The sequence below is a fragment of the Rheinheimera maricola genome (genome assembly GCF_016918075.2).
Classification (GTDB): domain Bacteria; phylum Pseudomonadota; class Gammaproteobacteria; order Enterobacterales; family Alteromonadaceae; genus Alishewanella; species Alishewanella maricola_A.
Genome location: NZ_JAERPS020000001.1, coordinates 943,273 through 957,991, shown reverse-complemented (window position 1 = coordinate 957,991; position 14,719 = coordinate 943,273). Strand labels below are relative to the sequence as shown.

General features: G+C 45.8%; 17 protein-coding genes. 7 read left to right on the top strand and 10 right to left on the bottom strand.

Going from position 1 to position 14,719, the window contains the following annotated elements:
• Positions 1–2 precede the first annotated feature (2 nt).
• On the bottom strand, positions 3–824 hold the full coding sequence (locus I4W93_RS04420) for a metallophosphoesterase (protein WP_205310588.1): 822 nt from the start codon (positions 822–824) through the stop codon (positions 3–5).
• 179 nt (positions 825–1,003) lie between these two features.
• On the opposite strand from I4W93_RS04420, the gene I4W93_RS04415 reads away from it, so the two are divergent.
• From I4W93_RS04415 to I4W93_RS04405, 3 genes are all read left to right on the top strand, one after another.
• Positions 1,004–1,357, top strand: a complete 354-nt coding sequence (locus I4W93_RS04415; protein WP_205310589.1) for a hypothetical protein — start codon at positions 1,004–1,006, stop codon at positions 1,355–1,357.
• Between the two features lie 130 nt (positions 1,358–1,487).
• Complete coding sequence (locus I4W93_RS04410; protein ID WP_205310590.1) at positions 1,488–2,387, top strand: WYL domain-containing protein; 900 nt, start codon at positions 1,488–1,490, stop codon at positions 2,385–2,387.
• Positions 2,388–2,496: 109 nt separating this feature from the next.
• Positions 2,497–2,778, top strand: a complete 282-nt coding sequence (locus I4W93_RS04405; protein WP_205310591.1) for a hypothetical protein — start codon at positions 2,497–2,499, stop codon at positions 2,776–2,778.
• Positions 2,779–2,814: 36 nt separating this feature from the next.
• On the opposite strand, the gene I4W93_RS04400 is transcribed toward I4W93_RS04405, so the two are convergent.
• From I4W93_RS04400 to I4W93_RS04375, 6 genes are all read right to left on the bottom strand, one after another.
• On the bottom strand, positions 2,815–3,927 hold the full coding sequence (locus I4W93_RS04400) for a hypothetical protein (protein WP_205310592.1): 1,113 nt from the start codon (positions 3,925–3,927) through the stop codon (positions 2,815–2,817).
• Between the two features lie 12 nt (positions 3,928–3,939).
• Positions 3,940–4,500 (bottom strand): YqiA/YcfP family alpha/beta fold hydrolase, encoded by a 561-nt coding sequence (locus I4W93_RS04395; protein WP_205310593.1) that lies wholly within the window; start codon positions 4,498–4,500, stop codon positions 3,940–3,942.
• Between the two features lie 42 nt (positions 4,501–4,542).
• Positions 4,543–4,851: a hypothetical protein gene (locus I4W93_RS04390; protein WP_205310594.1), complete on the bottom strand. Its 309-nt coding sequence runs from the start codon at positions 4,849–4,851 to the stop codon at positions 4,543–4,545.
• Complete coding sequence (locus tag I4W93_RS04385) at positions 4,841–5,299, bottom strand: hypothetical protein (RefSeq protein ID WP_205310595.1); 459 nt, start codon at positions 5,297–5,299, stop codon at positions 4,841–4,843. Before I4W93_RS04385 ends, I4W93_RS04390 begins: the two co-directional genes overlap by 11 nt.
• Before the next feature lie 100 nt (positions 5,300–5,399).
• The gene (locus I4W93_RS04380; RefSeq protein ID WP_205310596.1) at positions 5,400–6,395 is read right to left on the bottom strand and encodes a helix-turn-helix transcriptional regulator; all 996 of its coding nucleotides are present in this window, start codon (positions 6,393–6,395) and stop codon (positions 5,400–5,402) included.
• Between the two features lie 66 nt (positions 6,396–6,461).
• The gene (locus I4W93_RS04375; protein WP_205310597.1) at positions 6,462–8,516 is read right to left on the bottom strand and encodes an AAA family ATPase; all 2,055 of its coding nucleotides are present in this window, start codon (positions 8,514–8,516) and stop codon (positions 6,462–6,464) included.
• Positions 8,517–8,722: 206 nt separating this feature from the next.
• Here I4W93_RS04375 and I4W93_RS04370 point away from each other — a divergent pair, with 206 nt between their 5' ends.
• Positions 8,723–9,046: a hypothetical protein gene (locus tag I4W93_RS04370; protein WP_205310598.1), complete on the top strand. Its 324-nt coding sequence runs from the start codon at positions 8,723–8,725 to the stop codon at positions 9,044–9,046.
• Between the two features lie 39 nt (positions 9,047–9,085).
• Here the strand turns inward: I4W93_RS04370 and I4W93_RS04365 are convergent, their stop codons facing one another.
• Positions 9,086–9,787, bottom strand: coding sequence for a hypothetical protein (locus I4W93_RS04365; protein WP_205310599.1), 702 nt, complete (start codon positions 9,785–9,787; stop codon positions 9,086–9,088).
• A 29-nt stretch (positions 9,788–9,816) separates the two neighbouring features.
• Positions 9,817–10,488: a HEPN domain-containing protein gene (locus I4W93_RS04360; protein ID WP_205310600.1), complete on the bottom strand. Its 672-nt coding sequence runs from the start codon at positions 10,486–10,488 to the stop codon at positions 9,817–9,819.
• A gap of 110 nt (positions 10,489–10,598) precedes the next feature.
• On the opposite strand from I4W93_RS04360, the gene I4W93_RS04355 reads away from it, so the two are divergent.
• The gene (locus I4W93_RS04355; RefSeq protein ID WP_205310601.1) at positions 10,599–11,630 is read left to right on the top strand and encodes a helix-turn-helix transcriptional regulator; all 1,032 of its coding nucleotides are present in this window, start codon (positions 10,599–10,601) and stop codon (positions 11,628–11,630) included.
• Positions 11,631–11,632: 2 nt separating this feature from the next.
• Here I4W93_RS04355 and I4W93_RS04350 read toward each other — a convergent pair whose 3' ends face one another.
• On the bottom strand, positions 11,633–13,720 hold the full coding sequence (locus I4W93_RS04350) for an ATP-binding protein (RefSeq protein ID WP_205310602.1): 2,088 nt from the start codon (positions 13,718–13,720) through the stop codon (positions 11,633–11,635).
• Positions 13,721–14,004: 284 nt separating this feature from the next.
• Between I4W93_RS04350 and I4W93_RS20300 the strand changes: the two genes are divergently transcribed.
• Entirely contained in the window at positions 14,005–14,130 is a 126-nt protein-coding gene (locus tag I4W93_RS20300; protein WP_255604586.1) for a hypothetical protein, read from the top strand.
• Between the two features lie 111 nt (positions 14,131–14,241).
• Entirely contained in the window at positions 14,242–14,520 is a 279-nt protein-coding gene (locus I4W93_RS04345; protein ID WP_205310603.1) for a hypothetical protein, read from the top strand.
• Positions 14,521–14,719: the final 199 nt, after the last annotated feature.

The following is a 14,719-nucleotide window of genomic DNA, read 5'->3' as shown; positions in this document are numbered from 1 at the left end:
GATTAATCAACACATGCAATATGCGCTGATACGGCTTCTGCCGATTCATGCAGCCAGTAATGCCCTATAAACAAAGGTTTGGCGTTGTCGTATCCTGGCATTTGGCTTGATGGTACACGCTCATTAGGCAAAATACTGACATCAGGCACTCCAATAGCTAAATCCTGATAATTGCCGTCTTGCTCTAACCACCACCGCGTACGAATTTTGTCTCGTTTGTGGCCATCCTTATCGTTAAAGCTGACACCTTCTGGCAGGCTCAACTCCCAGCCTTTCATCAGCACTTCTAGCGCATGATATAACGGATGTGCCGAATCATTAGCCTGTTTAAAATATGATGGTTTAAGTGTGAAATTATCCGTGCAGTAGTCTTTGAGTACCTCAACAGAAGTAGGATGCCAGCAGGCATGCACGACTCTTAGTTCAGGCAAGTCAAGCAATACAGGTAGCTGCTTAAACCAGCTAATTGCTTCGTGATACCAGGTGGGTATTGCTTCTGCTTCATTTAAAAACGCAAGATGCTGCTGGCGATTTTTAACAGTATGGGCACGCAGCGGCTCACCGTTTTTATCTCTCACGTAATAAGCAACCGCATTAAATTCGTGATTGCCCATTATGGTTTTGGCAAAGCCATTGGCTGTCATGGCGCGAATGATGTCTACAGCGCGCTTTTGCTGTGGACCTCGGTCAATAAGGTCACCCACAGAAATCAAGGTACGCTCTGAGTGCTGCCAAATGCTATTCTTTTTTTGATAACCTAGCTTGGCGAGTAGTAATTCCAGTTCATCGGCATAACCATGAATATCACCAACAATATCGTACATAAGCCTCCTGCTCTGAAAAAAGTAACTCTGCTGCATCATCCCTTAAAAAGGTAAATTTGAGAAGCTGTGTAAATACTCAGTGTCGATTTATCATACACATTCTCAGGTTACTGCAGGAAAATCATTGTCTTAATGCTCTGAAACTGCAACAGTATTTAAAAAGCGTAATGGAGAACGTTATGACAGTTGTTGCCAAAGCAGATGACTGGGATATTCACGCCCTACCCGAACAATACACAACGCTTAAACTCGATATTTTGCTTGATGAGAACGAAAGTGATGCCATTCGCCGTGGTGTTATCCCCGATGACATGGGCGAGAAATGGTTTTGTTATTTTGACAACAATACCTTATACCAACACCGAAGTTGGAGTGGGCATTGTATTGATGTCATTGAATTTGTTGCCGAGGGTAATCAGTTAAGAGCTGTCAGCGCCAAAGTAAACCGCGACGCATCGCAATACGGCAACACTGACGATGCAGAAGATGTGACGCGTATCACTGAGATGCTAGGCTGGCTCTATCAGCAATAACATTGGGATTAGTGGTCACCGACCGAAATATGCCAGGGAAATATTGATTCCCAAATTAGGAATGATGGCTTTGATTGAGTCTGCGTTTTGATTCACTGGTATGTTTATTAAAAGGACAACTAACAGGTTTATGGATAAAAAACTGGATAGTACAACAACAAAAGACAAAGCCCCTTCCCCCTGGCCTTTACGCTGGGAGCTGTTAATGCGCTACCGGCTAATTGAAATTGTCGCGCTGTGGGAAGGCCGGCTTACCACCAACCATTTGTGTAATAGCTTTGGTATCGCCCGCCAGCAGGCGTCAAAAGACATTAATGCGTATTTACGCGACGTTGCGCCTGGTAACTTGGTGTATGACAGTAAACTTAAAGGCTATAAGCCTAGTGATACTTTTACGCCGAAAGTCACCAGTGGCCTCGCGGATGAATACTTGCATGCGCTGGCCAGCACGAAAGATTTCGCCCACACCTTTAGCCAGCTGGATTTTGGCTTTGCTCACACTGAAATGCTTAGTAACCCCATACGCCATGTGAACCCGGATATATTGCGGGCGCTGGTGCAGGCAGCGCGTGAGGGCAAAAAGATTGATATGGGTTATATGTCGCTAACCAGCCCGGATGAAGAAAGCCGCATTATTGCACCGCATACTTTAGTGTGCACTCACCTGCGCTGGCATGTGCGTGCCTATTGCGAGAAAAACCGCGACTTTCGGGACTTTGTGCTAAGCCGCTTTCGTGGCATTAATGATATTGAAGGCGATGCGGATAAAAAACGCGAGGATGATGAGCGCTGGAACACTATAGTGAACATTATATTGGTGCCGGATTCACGCTTATCTGATTATCAAAAAGCCATAATTGCTGAAGATTACAATATGACAGACGGTAAGCGGGTAATCTCCGTTCGCTCTGCGTTGGTACCCTATGCCGTGCAAGCGCTAAACCTGGATCTCGCTAAAATAGAAGCGCGCCCGGAGGCGCAGCAGATTATGGTGGCGAATTTGGATGAAGTTAAACGGCATGCGTTTTGATTCAAATATGTAATCAAAAGATACATATTAAATTTCCTCTGGCCGGTTAATGCTTTTCAAAAACCGGCCGACACCCTAAGGTCAGGCAATGCAAAAAGGAGCCATCGCCATGAGCCCACACACAACACTAACCGTCACTGAACAGCAAACTAATGAACTGCGTTACCTGCACAAGGTCATGCAAGCTATTCAGATTTTAGGCGAGCAGCCAGACCTGAATGTAGTGGCTTACGGCAAAATATGGCGCTACGGCGATTTATTACACACTGCAGTGCGTTATGTTGAGCTGCCAGAGCTGCATGGTTTTAATGCAAGTCCTTTCAAAGAATGGTTCAAGAGGGACAGGGCTTTATTCGAACACTATGGAATTGAAGTTTTAAAAATTAGTTGAATAATCGACCATACTCCAATTCCTAATGCATAACACCTAATAACCTTCCATAAACAATATTGCCTCTAGTTCACGAAGCGTTATTGCCTGAGCAAAGCCATAGTGCAGAGGGGTTGTGTTTATTATGCTGATAATGTCTTGGCATAGCATATTGGCTGAAATTTGTGCTGACCATTTTTGATAGCCATTTTTCCACTTATTGAGTAATAACCTTGGCCTACTTCCTCCCCGGCCATTTACGAATCCCAAGTTTTTGTATTTTGACCAGTCGGGCAGACTAACCAAATCGTGGTATTTCGAGTCGATTATGCTGGTAAGCGCCGCTGCCACACGAGAGTCAAAAATAATAAAACTATCTGGACGGGCAATAGCATAGAGCTTGGTATACGCACTATTGATTGTAAAATTGTTATCTGGGACTCCACCGTCATCCAGTATGTCTAACACTGAAAATACTTGTAGTTTCAAATCTGCAGCCGATATGCTGGGTAATTTAACACCGCCCCAACGACAAATTTCGCTGAACAAAGCTAGTAATTTTTCTGCAGTATCTGGCTGATCTTTATTACATTCTATACTTCTAAACTGCGTTACATAGCTTTGGATTTCTTGTTGGGTACTATGCCAGCTAACAGAGAGATCGGGCCAAAAATACGCGTTTAGCCGTTCATTTAAGCCTTGAGCAGGTTTTTTGGGATGTGTTTTATTTTGCTTTTTAAAGAAATACTGAAACGGCACACGCTGAAGATAATCAACAACGTATGCTGCAACATTGTTAGGCGCTGTAGTTAGCTTGATATCAAATTGAATGAGTTCTGAACTGTTATCCTGGATGGTTTGTTCAGCATTCTCATCAGAGACTACCGAAGCATGCAACTGCTCTGGGTTACAGTTGAGCCGATAAAGCCCTCTTGATACCCGAATGTATTTGACATCCTCAGCATGTTGGACATGATGGCCAAAAGAATTGTCTTTTTTATCTATCGCCAGATTTGCGAGCATCGTTCTGAGGGTGCTTAGCGCATAAACCTGATCACCGACCTTAAACAAATTATTGCTAGTAGGCTTTTTTATCAAGTCACCAACTTTAAACTCTTCCGGTACATTTTTGTCTTGGATTTCTTTTAAAATTTCTGAATACAACGGCATAATCTCTCCTTGTTAATGGCTTAAGATAAACTCAAAGACTTCATCCAAATACCGCTCAAAGCCTTCAAACCCATGATTGCCCCCCTGCTCTATCACATGCTGTGCGTCAGGTAGTTTGTCTACTGCCAGTTTGTAGTCCAGCACGTCATCACCTGTTTGTACCAATAATAAACAACGCTGTCCACTGAAAGAACACTGATACTTTTCAAGGCTTTGCACGTGAGTCTCGTTCCATTCATAGCTGGAGAAATCATGAAAATTAACAGCTTGGCCTACTCGTTTTTGCAAGGTAAAGCCCGGCGCCATTGAGGGGTTAATCAGCACGACTGGCAGGTTGTATTTGTCTGCCAGGTACATGGCATAAAAGCCGCCCAGCGATGAGCCTACTAGCTTGACCTCTTCATAACGTTGCCACTGCTGAATAAGCTCTTCTAAGGTGGATATCGCCAGGTCGGGTATGGTCGATAATGATGGCGCAATAAACGCGATATTCTGCTGGGCGCAATATTGTCGCAGCAGCTTGGCTTTGCTGCCAAAGCCGTCTGAGCCGAAACCGTGGATAAATATAATCATAGGGCACCTATTGGTAAAATTAAGACGTTTTAGCGTGTTGTCTCAGTCGCTGACTTCATTCTCACAATCAACGATAAACTGGTTAAAGTGTTTGATAAAAAACAGCCGGGTAATCACATGGGCAGCACCAAAACACCAGGTAATGGCCACGGCCAGTTCGCTTTCAAAGCCAAGCCCCATAAAAATGGAGAACATTAACCAGCCAAACCCGATACAGGCGGTTTCGAACAGGCTGTAAAGTGCTGCAGGCATCGACATGTCTCGCAACCTTTTGGGCTGTTCCGCTTCATTGGTAATGTCAGCCAGCAAATGGATAAGCGCGGTTGAAACATAACGATTATTAAATTTCATGATTTTGTCCTCCGTTATGCTCGCTTTGGCAGACTGTAACCACCAGCACATCTTGTTGGCGAAGTAATTGGCGCCTTAGCAGGTAACCAAAGTAGATTTGATGAAACTCGGTTTTAATCGGCACCGGTAAACCAACGGCTTGATGACGTGATAAACGCAGCAGTTCGCCGTTAGCCTCACTGGTAAATACAATCTCCGCGCTATTGTGGTCATAATACACGCCGTAAAAAGCCACGTTTTGGGTGATATATCGGGCGCTGTCGTCAAAGTCTTCCTCCACCTGTAAATCAGCAGCCAGGCATGCACTTAATACTAACTTCGCCTCTTCAGATAACGACGTATATTGGGTTAACTCACGCACTATAGGTAATAACGGGCGCTCGGAGTGAAAACCCAGTTGTTTTAGCGGCATTACCAGTTTTTTAAATACGGCGACAGTGTCATGCATACAGACCTCCGGAGTGTTGGCGGGTGATGTAACCCCGTGTTGGAGGTAATGCTAGCAATAGCTGGCTTCAATTAATGAAGCTATCTTTTGACTAAACAAATTATTTTGTTTGGTAACGTGTTAACCAAGCATGTAATTCTGCCACCATTTGCTGGCGGAGCTCTGGCGGAGCAATAACCTCGGCTTGTTCACCAAAGCCGCGCAGGTATTTTCTCAGTTCAACCGAGTTTTGCACCGTTGCAATCACCTCGCGACATCGCTCGTTAATTTCATGCACCTGCATATCGTCACTTAACGGGGTTTCTTTTATGTTACGCCCGGCATTACCATAAAAGCGCACTACTAATGTAATTTGCTTTGCCTCTGCGGCAAAAGAGCCAATATTGTGAGCTTCACAATAAGTGCGCAAATCGGTATCGGGCGGCAAGCCTTCCAGTAAGGCTTGACGATCACCCAGTTCAGCGTTGCGGATACTTATCAGCGCATAGGTTATCGGGGCTGGCTTGGTGCTGCCGCGTCTAATCGCCAGCACATAGACCTTTTCAGCTTTGGTCATTAGCCCCCAAGGCACCAGGGTTTGGCGACGGGTGATACCATCTAAGGTGGTGTAGTCACAACTAAAGACCTTGTTTTCTTCTATCGCTTGATACACGACAGATGTAACAGCAGGATCAAGTTTGGGTGGCTGCCAGACACTGGATGGTGCAATATAGATTTTACGCAGCCAATTCGCTTTGTTGTCAGGCAGGCTTTGCATCACATCAGCAAGTTGCTGCTGTTGTGATGCAGGTAAGCGCTGTTTTATCACATCCTGAAACAAGGATAATTGCGTTAACAAATAGTGCAGTTGCTGCTCTGGCTCACATCGTTTCCAGTAAAGGTTCTCTTTACCCTGGGGCTGCACAAAGATTTTGCCCGCTTTGTCGGCCTCTAACTTATCAAGTTGCCGCTTCACTTTCTGGTACCTGGTTTTCTTGTTAGTACACTCAAGTAACTCATGATGATTTTCCAGCTTGTCACGCAGCAAGCTGGCACTTAACGCAGCTTCAGCCCTAGTAGGTAAAAGACGATAAATGGCATCAATTAACGGTTCCATAATGGGCCCTGTGGAAATAGATTAGCTTTGTTATACAACAACTTTAACTTTCTTGTTAGCCATAACTTAATGCACAAAGCCAATGGCATTGATTACCGGCTGGCGTAAGTCGGCTTCTGCCCGCAGCGCCGCAATAACATTATCGCTGCTAATTGCTTCACGGGGTTGCAAACGCATTTGTCGTTTAACAATGGCGAAGTCTGCTGGCGTGAGTTTAAGTGCTGTAAGCTGCTGCTGGATCACAGTTAATGGCGGCGGCATGCTTAGCATCTGTGTCAGCTCACAAAACAGTTGCCAGGCCTGCTCGGCTGTTAAGTAATCCAGCTGAATTTTTAAATCAAAACGACGCACCGCCGCCGGATCTAACAGCTCAATAAAATTAGTGGTGCACACCAAAGCGCCTTGATATTGGTCGAGTTGCGCCAGCAACTCGTTGGTCATGGTTTTCTGCCAGTGCCTTTCGGCCTGCTGGCGCTTGCCAAGAAAGCTATCTACCTCATCCAGCAATAAAATTGCGCCGCTGTGCTGCGCCTCGGCAAAAGCATCAGCGATAGCCTTTTCGGTTTCACCGACGAAGCTACCGAGTAATTCACTGGCATTTTTTTTCAGCAAAGGCTTTTGCGCTTGCTGGGCCAAAAAAGCCGCATAGCTGGTTTTGCCAGTACCCGGCGGCCCATAAAGACATAAGCGTATATCTGGCGTGTGTTTAAACTGCCTGGCTAACTCCGCCATACACACGGAGGTATTGTAATAGGCCGGGTTAATCTCAGCCTGGCCAGTAACTTTGCGACGACGGCCTAAGCGCGCTTGCAATAATGGGTTTAGCAGTAAATCAAAGTCACGTTCTTTGTCTGGCAGCGAGCTATTACTCAGTGCTGCATTACCTTTGGCAAGCTGCGCCAACAGTGCTGGGCTGATTTGCTCATCGTAAGCCAGCGCTGAAATATAAGCTTTGCTCACGCCGGTATCAGCCAGATAACGCTCTGCGATATTTTGCCGCACGGCTTGCGGCGGGGTTTCAACGTGAATGATCTGACTAAACCGTCGCAGCTGTGCCGAGTCGAAATGACGAATGCTGTTACAAATCCAGATGCAGGGTGTTGCGTTAGTTTCAAGTAACTGGTTAATCGCCATTTTTAACGCATCGGTATTCCCCACAGCAATGCCGACCTGACTGGGTAGTACGTCATCAGCTTCATCAAATATCAGCACTCTATCTCCGCTGGCCGCATATAACCGTTGGCACATCAACAATGCATTAAGCCGTGATTTTGCGCCATGCACATCAACACCAGAAAAGGCGCTGACGCCCATTACATGGCGGCCAACCTGATGACCAAGCCACTTCGCCAGCTCGGTTTTACCGGTACCGGGCGGGCCATAAAGTAAAAAATTCACTCCGGTTTGACGATTACTAAGCGCGTATGACAACAAACGCTGCATTAATTGCACGGCATCAGCAAGATACGGAAAGTCTGTGGCATTAAGTTCCGGAGCTTCAGCGGTATGGCTGAACTTCTGCAATAAATCGTTTGGATTACAGTCGTTAGCAAACAACTTATCAAACACCCGCAGCGATCTAAAATGGTCAGCCAAATCACTGCCACGCTCCATGGTTACCAGATTGCACAACGCTAAAGTAGAGCTTGGCATCAGGGCCATTTCCACATCATCGGCATTAGCGTTAATGCAATGTGCCACCAGCTCAAACACATCGTTGCTGGTAGCGTAATACCTTGATGCGCGCACATCACTGAACACCAGGCGCCAGCTGCGGGCGATGAGCACAAAACGAAAAATACTCACTTCCAGCGCTGTTAACCCAAATAACTGGCCAAACTGCTGAATATTGGTTTCGAGTGATAAGGCAGGTTGGGAAGCAATATACTCATCAAGGGTACTGATAAGCTGGTTATAGCCTATAGCTGACTCATCTGTGATTAGACGTTCGGCGCAGTCTTCTTTAAAACCAAGAAACTCCAGTGCCTTGGCGCAACGATAGCGGTAATAGCGCTGCTGTATCTGCAACACCCAGCGCACGGCAATGGCTAAATCTGCCGATACCGTTGGATTGACATGATAAGTGGTGGCAGAAATTGGTTTTAAAAAGACTTGTTCCATAGGCTGACCTCTTAGTAGTTAGATCAGCACTTTAGTAAAAGCTGACTTCAAAAGTTGAAGTCGCGATGGGGAAAATTTACTTATCCAGCAAATACAACAGACCCTGATAAATCATTACCACCGCAGATTTTATGGTTATCGCGACGCAAGCTGTCGCTAATTCTAATTAGTGTAGTGGTAGTTAAATGAGTCCGTAAACAAGCATTATGAAAAGTATTCAATTAGAACGTTTCGAAAATTATCTGGTGTTACCTGACCACCTGCCCGAGCAACGCTATGTGATTTGCCAGGCAGACGATGCCAACTGCTGGCATATTTTGCCCGTTGATCTAAACAACCAGCTATTGCGACGCTTGGTGGCTAATGTTGAGCCCTGTGATCAGCAAAGGCTACATCTGATACTTCAAGGCACCTACCAAGAATTAGAGCGCCAGGGCAATTTGTTGTTGCTGCCAGAGGCACTCTTGAAAGGATACAATTTGGAAGACCGCTACTTTTTAAAGCTTGAAAATGTATCGACCTCAACTTAGCCGTCAGCAAGTTGCGACATGCTGACAACTCACTAGCGTCTAGTTATTTGGCTTATACTCCAGCACTCTTTTGCGGCCTTTCTTGGCTTTTATAAGTCCAAAATTCGCTTCGAGATGGCCGTTTTGCTCTAAAAAGCTACAACGCAACTCGGTGTCGTCCCAATGCAATTTATCATCAGACTTTGAAAACACTTGAGCGTGCAAAAAGCATTTACAGTTGCCAACAGAGAACTCAAATAAATTAGATTCCTTACGACCGTCCAATGATGTGTTCTTTTGCTTCATTTCCGTGATCGTTAATAACACCTCTAAATGGTAGCCGAGGCCTTCTTCGTATCGATCTATCGCGTCGGAAATTGCTTCTAAGTCACCTGGAGAAAAATCAAAGCCTTGTTTTCGAACTTCATCAACCGACATTTCATGCGCGAGGTAAGGATGTGAGTGCATTTTCCCCAGTTGGTAAAATCCCATCTGCTCCGCAATATCTTCTTTTAAATCAGACGCCTCTATAGAAAAGCTTACCGAACCACTATTCATCTCTGCGGATGTATCTACAGAGATAAATTCAATTACATGACGGTATTTCTTCCCTTTATCTAAGATTTTAATATCACCGTATAAGGAGGCATGAAACTCGATACCCGAACGTTTTTTATCTCCGTGTTTAATAACAAAAGCTTCAAAGCCATTAAGCAGCATTTGCGTTAACGCCTGTTTTGAAATTTCAACAATATGCTTCATTAAATCACCTCAACCTTAAACTCAAAAAATTACTTAATAACCGGGTAACACGCATCACCCCATAGCTGCCCTGGTGCACTCATCATCAGGGCGATAATCAGCGGTATAACCTTATTCAGTAAATTGCAGGCGTCTTTTAACTGTTCGCGGTTTACGCTGCTGTTATAGGTCGCACCACCGTGAATAAGTTGGTTACGCAGTGTATAAAACCGGCCGAAGATACATGCTAATGCTTTTGGTACATTCTTTTCGGCGAGGGCCTTATTCAAGCTGGCTTTAGATGTATTAAAACGCTGTTGCCAATCGGCTTCTGAAATGCGCCCGCGCTGAAAATCCCAAAAAGGCTGATAAACATACTGATTGTCCATTAACAGCCGGATACTGCCGCTAAACTGCTGCCAGATAGTTTTGTATAGCAGGTTGTCGTTATCAAGATCCGCGATTTTGCTTAAGAACGCCTGAAAGTGTTGCTGCTCTGCCAAGCGTTCGGTTTCGCCAAATTCATTGGCATAAGCGGCGTTAAAGCTGATCCAATAATAAATAAACTCAGTATCGGCATCTTGCACTGTTCGTGCTTGCTCGGCTTTCTTAAGCCAGCTTAACGCCCGGTGCACACGCAATGACAGGTTTTCGGGAAACGCATCTCGGTGCTGTCGTTGATAGGTTTTTAGTGCGTCGTGCGATAAGTCCGTTAGTGGCATAGCAGTGTAGCTTCCTATTTCCTGGCTGCGTCTCTATTATTGCCATAAAGATTAATAACCGAGCAAGCTTTTTAGCTGCTGTTTTGTAGTTATTTCAGGGATGGGGTTTTATGTCTTCTGCTAAGTCACATGTTACATTAAGCCGGCAATGGGAATTGCTGAACTTACTGCCCACTCGTGGCGAAGGTAAAACGGCATCGCAGCTTAAAGCTATGCTAGATAACCAGGGGTTTAAGGTTAGTAAACGCACGGTAGAGCGTGACTTAAATGACTTGTCGATGGTGTTTCCAATCGTTAGCGACGACAGCAAAGGCGTTAACTTATGGCGCTGGATGGACAATAAAGATATTCAGCTACCGGGCATTAGCGTTGCCGATGCCATGATGTTGCAGTTGGTTGAGGGCACACTGAACAGCGTTTTACCGCAGGCACTGCTGCACGGCCTAAGCAGCCGCTTTAACCAAGCTAAAAGCAAATTACAGGCACTGGAGGGCAGTAATAGCAATAGCCGGTTGGCGGATAAAATAGCCGTGGTACCGCCTGCTTTACCCATGCTGCCGCCTGCAACTTCAGCCGATTTATACGAGCAAGTACAACAAGCCCTAAGCCAAAACCATCAACTGCAGGTCACTTACACAGCGCTGCAAGACGGCCAGCAAAAACAATATGCTCTAAACCCGTTAGGTCTGGTACAGCGTGGCCATATCTCGTATTTGGTTGCCACTGTTAGTGGATACGATGATGTTCGCTTATTTGCCTTACACCGCTTTAGCAAGCTGAGTTTAACGGATAACCAGTTGCAAAGCCCTGCTGGGTTCAACTTACAGCGATACCTGCAAAGCGGCGCGCTGCAGTTCTCTAATGGTGAAATTATCACTCTGCAAGCAAGGGTAAGCCCAAGCCTAAGCCAGTTACTACAAGAAGCGCCAATTTCAGCAGATATGACACTCAGCCCAACTGAAACCGACTGGCAACTGCTCAGCGCTACCCTACCCGATGGCTGGCAGTTACAGTGGTGGATTTTGTCGCATTGCAGCAGCATTGAGGTGTTAGCGCCAGCAAGCTTGAGACAGCGGACTGTATCGAGCTTAAAAAAGAGCATGGCGCTTTATCCCGAATTACTGCAAGGCGGCAAAAGCTAAAGCTACTGCAAAAAGCCAATAGTCTTAGTCGCGTTAGCCTGTTTCAAGCTCACTTCTTGCAGCAAAGTAGTGGCAAAGTCTTTGGCAGAATTAAACGGCCGAAAGCGGCTTTGTCTGGCCAAAGCAGCAAAGTCACCGGGAGTAAGTTGAAGCTGTGCCTTAATGAGCTGCTCACTGGCTTTACAGGGCGCCAGTTTAAGCTGCTGGCAATGCGCATTGAACAGTGCCAAAGCTTGCTGAGGCTTTAGATAGTTAAAGCAGGCTTTAAGATCAAAGCGGCGCAGTGATGCCTGATCCAGATTGTGGATAAGATTCGTGCTGGCGACGAATATGCCTTCAAAGGCTTCCATTTGTACCAGCATTTCATTTACCGCGGTGACCTCCCAACTATGCTGGGCCTGTCGGCGATCTTGTAAAAAGCTGTCGACTTCATCCAATAGTAACACCGCATCGTTTTCTTTGGCTTCAGCAAAGGCTGCGGCAATATTCTGCTCGGTTTCACCAACATATTTACTAATAAGCTGTGATGCCGTTTTAGTTAATAAGTTTTTTTGCAGCTGGTTAGCCAGGTAATGACAAAACGCCGTTTTGCCGGTACCGGCAGGACCATATAAACACAAGCGGCCACTAGCTGCGTTTTTTAAGCCAGCCACCAATTCATCAAGAGCCACATCGGTGTTTACCAGGTTTGCATCGTACACCGGCCCTAAAACATCTTGGTGCAGCGTATCTTGTACTTTATAGCCCTGAGCACGCAGGGTTTGCTGCATCAGATGCTGCAATGCGCTTACCTTAGCCGAACGATTTAAGCGCGGGCTCAACTGCGCGACAACCTTACCTGCACGGCTGATTATCGCCGGCGTAAGTTGTGGATGCTCTGCCAGCTTGGTTGCCTCTTGCGCCGTGAGTAGATTTGCTGATGCACTTTGCAGCAAGGCTGCACGCTGTGCTTTAGGCGGTGTATTAAGCACGATAACCTGGTCAAAGCGGCGGATAAACGCATCATCAATAATTCTTTGGTCATTGGTTATCCAAAAACAGGGCACGGTATTTTGCTCTAGCGCTTTGTTCATCCAGCCTTTTCGAAGATCTGCCTGTCGGGAAAACGGGTTTTGCACGAATACATCTTCGATTTCATCGAATAACAGCAAGTTGCTTGTGTTCGCTAAAAAGCTCTGAGCAACACGGTATGCGCGCAAACGCTGTGAGCCGCTCATCGCATCACCATCATCATCTTCGCTGCTTACTTCAAATAGCGATACTTTCAGCTTCTTTGCCATTACCCGGGCTAACTCACTTTTACCGGTACCAGGCGGGCCATATAGCAGGATATTAACGCCAACCATCCCCTTGGTTAGCGCATTTTTCAGATAGGGCAACATGATCTGCAGATCGGTATTGATGTGCTGGTAATAGCTGAGCTTTAACGTAGGTAAAGAGGCCTGCTGCAATACGTCCCTGAACATACAGGAAGCATCTTTATGCTCTTCAAATAAGCTATTTACAAAGCTAAAGGTTACAAAGTCGAAGATCTCTTCCAGCGCCAAAGCAGGCCCGGGTTGCACCACTAAAAGACCTGATTTAAGTAAGTTACTGTCTCGTTTCAGTGCACTTTTCACCAACAGCTCTGATAGGCCCAGTACCTGTGCCAGCAGTTTAACCAACTCCGTTTTTTTAATCGGCCGCATGGTAGAGGTGACATTAATCAGGGTGGTATCTGTTTTAAGCAGAACTGCGAAGGTGAAAATGGCCTGCTCCGCTAAACTGAACCCCATCATTTTGCTTAGGCTGTCGATATTCTTGGTCAGTACATCGGGCAGCTGAAGGCTATTAAGCTGCTCTAATGCTTGCAGTTGCTGCTCAATATAACCTTGCAGCGCCGCCTCGGTTAGCTTTTGTGATTTCCGGCCTGGTTTGCGTAAAAAGGCTGGCACATCATCTAATACCAACGATTCAAAGATACTAGCTGTTAAGCGCCGACCTTTAATCATCCGGATTGCCCACAACCGGCAAATTGCCGGGGAGTCAGGGTCAATTAGCTGTGAAAGATACCCATGATTATCATCTTGCTGGCGATTTGCGGTTTGCATTACAACACTCCTCTACTGACTGGGAGTATTTTTGCAAATAGGCGCGACAGGTTATGTCGTTACATCAGCTGTTTCCTGTCGGAAATTTTCGACACTTTTTAGATAATTTTTGGTGTTCGAACTGCTATAAGTACCCACTATGTTGCAGCCGTAAACCACCAAGCTCAACTTCTTTTATTACGCTACAGCGCATACAGATGCAACTTACGCCTTAGCGTATACTGACAAAAATTACGGTGAGGCGTATACATTCCCAACAAAGTACATCTGGTGGAGTGTGTTTGATGCAGATCACTCGTCCAGAACGACTTAACACCCTGATACTGGATTTAACCAAATTAGCAGCGCGCCCGCAGGCGCAGCAAATTATGGTGGCGAACCTGGACGAAGTGAAACAGCATGCGTTTTAATTCCACCATATGTAACCAAAAGATACAGGTTAAATTTAACTCAAGCGATTAATACTTTTCATTGCGCAGCCGACAACCTAAGCTCAGGCTATGCAATAAGGAGCCATCGCCATGAGCCAATACATAACCCATAACGTGACTGAACAGCAAACCAATGAACTGCGTTACCTGCATAAAGTTATGCAGGCGATACAAATATTAGGTGAGCAGCCGCAACTTAACGTTGTTGCTTACGGCAGAATATGGCGTTACGCCGATTTACTGCATACTGCCGTACGTTATGCCGAGCTTGCAGAGCTACATGGATACAACACCAGCGCGTTTCAGCACTGGTTTCATCGTGACCTGGCAGTTTTCCAGCACTATGGCATAGCGCTGCGGATTAGCTAGAAACCCGCTACTGCCATTTTATAAGCCCCTTGTCGTATCCAACCAGCACAGTAACAAATACTACAAGCAGGCTGGCGGTACGTTTAGCAGTTTATCAGTCTTAACTTTAGCTGACTCAGAACACTGGTTTGTGTCGGTAGTACATACCCTGACTGAAGCGGCGCGCGAAAATTAACGCGCCTGTTGTGCGATAATTGCG

Excerpts from the sequence above, each read along its gene's own strand:
- I4W93_RS04365 (WP_205310599.1), bottom strand. The coding sequence starts at position 9,787 with ATGAAGCATATTGTTGAAATTTCAAAACAGGCGTTAACGCAAATGCTG.
- I4W93_RS04370 (WP_205310598.1), top strand. The coding sequence starts at position 8,723 with ATGAAAAGTATTCAATTAGAACGTTTCGAAAATTATCTGGTGTTACCT.
- I4W93_RS04410 (WP_205310590.1), top strand. The coding sequence starts at position 1,488 with ATGGATAAAAAACTGGATAGTACAACAACAAAAGACAAAGCCCCTTCC.
- I4W93_RS04400 (WP_205310592.1), bottom strand. The coding sequence starts at position 3,927 with ATGCCGTTGTATTCAGAAATTTTAAAAGAAATCCAAGACAAAAATGTA.
- I4W93_RS04420 (WP_205310588.1), bottom strand. The coding sequence starts at position 824 with ATGTACGATATTGTTGGTGATATTCATGGTTATGCCGATGAACTGGAA.
- I4W93_RS20300 (WP_255604586.1), top strand. The coding sequence starts at position 14,005 with ATGCAGATCACTCGTCCAGAACGACTTAACACCCTGATACTGGATTTA.
- I4W93_RS04360 (WP_205310600.1), bottom strand. The coding sequence starts at position 10,488 with ATGCCACTAACGGACTTATCGCACGACGCACTAAAAACCTATCAACGA.
- I4W93_RS04380 (WP_205310596.1), bottom strand. The coding sequence starts at position 6,395 with ATGGAACCGTTAATTGATGCCATTTATCGTCTTTTACCTACTAGGGCT.
- I4W93_RS04395 (WP_205310593.1), bottom strand. The coding sequence starts at position 4,500 with ATGATTATATTTATCCACGGTTTCGGCTCAGACGGCTTTGGCAGCAAA.
- I4W93_RS04385 (WP_205310595.1), bottom strand. The coding sequence starts at position 5,299 with ATGCATGACACTGTCGCCGTATTTAAAAAACTGGTAATGCCGCTAAAA.
- I4W93_RS04355 (WP_205310601.1), top strand. The coding sequence starts at position 10,599 with ATGTCTTCTGCTAAGTCACATGTTACATTAAGCCGGCAATGGGAATTG.
- I4W93_RS04345 (WP_205310603.1), top strand. The coding sequence starts at position 14,242 with ATGAGCCAATACATAACCCATAACGTGACTGAACAGCAAACCAATGAA.
- I4W93_RS04350 (WP_205310602.1), bottom strand. The coding sequence starts at position 13,720 with ATGCAAACCGCAAATCGCCAGCAAGATGATAATCATGGGTATCTTTCA.
- I4W93_RS04375 (WP_205310597.1), bottom strand. The coding sequence starts at position 8,516 with ATGGAACAAGTCTTTTTAAAACCAATTTCTGCCACCACTTATCATGTC.
- I4W93_RS04415 (WP_205310589.1), top strand. The coding sequence starts at position 1,004 with ATGACAGTTGTTGCCAAAGCAGATGACTGGGATATTCACGCCCTACCC.
- I4W93_RS04405 (WP_205310591.1), top strand. The coding sequence starts at position 2,497 with ATGAGCCCACACACAACACTAACCGTCACTGAACAGCAAACTAATGAA.
- I4W93_RS04390 (WP_205310594.1), bottom strand. The coding sequence starts at position 4,851 with ATGAAATTTAATAATCGTTATGTTTCAACCGCGCTTATCCATTTGCTG.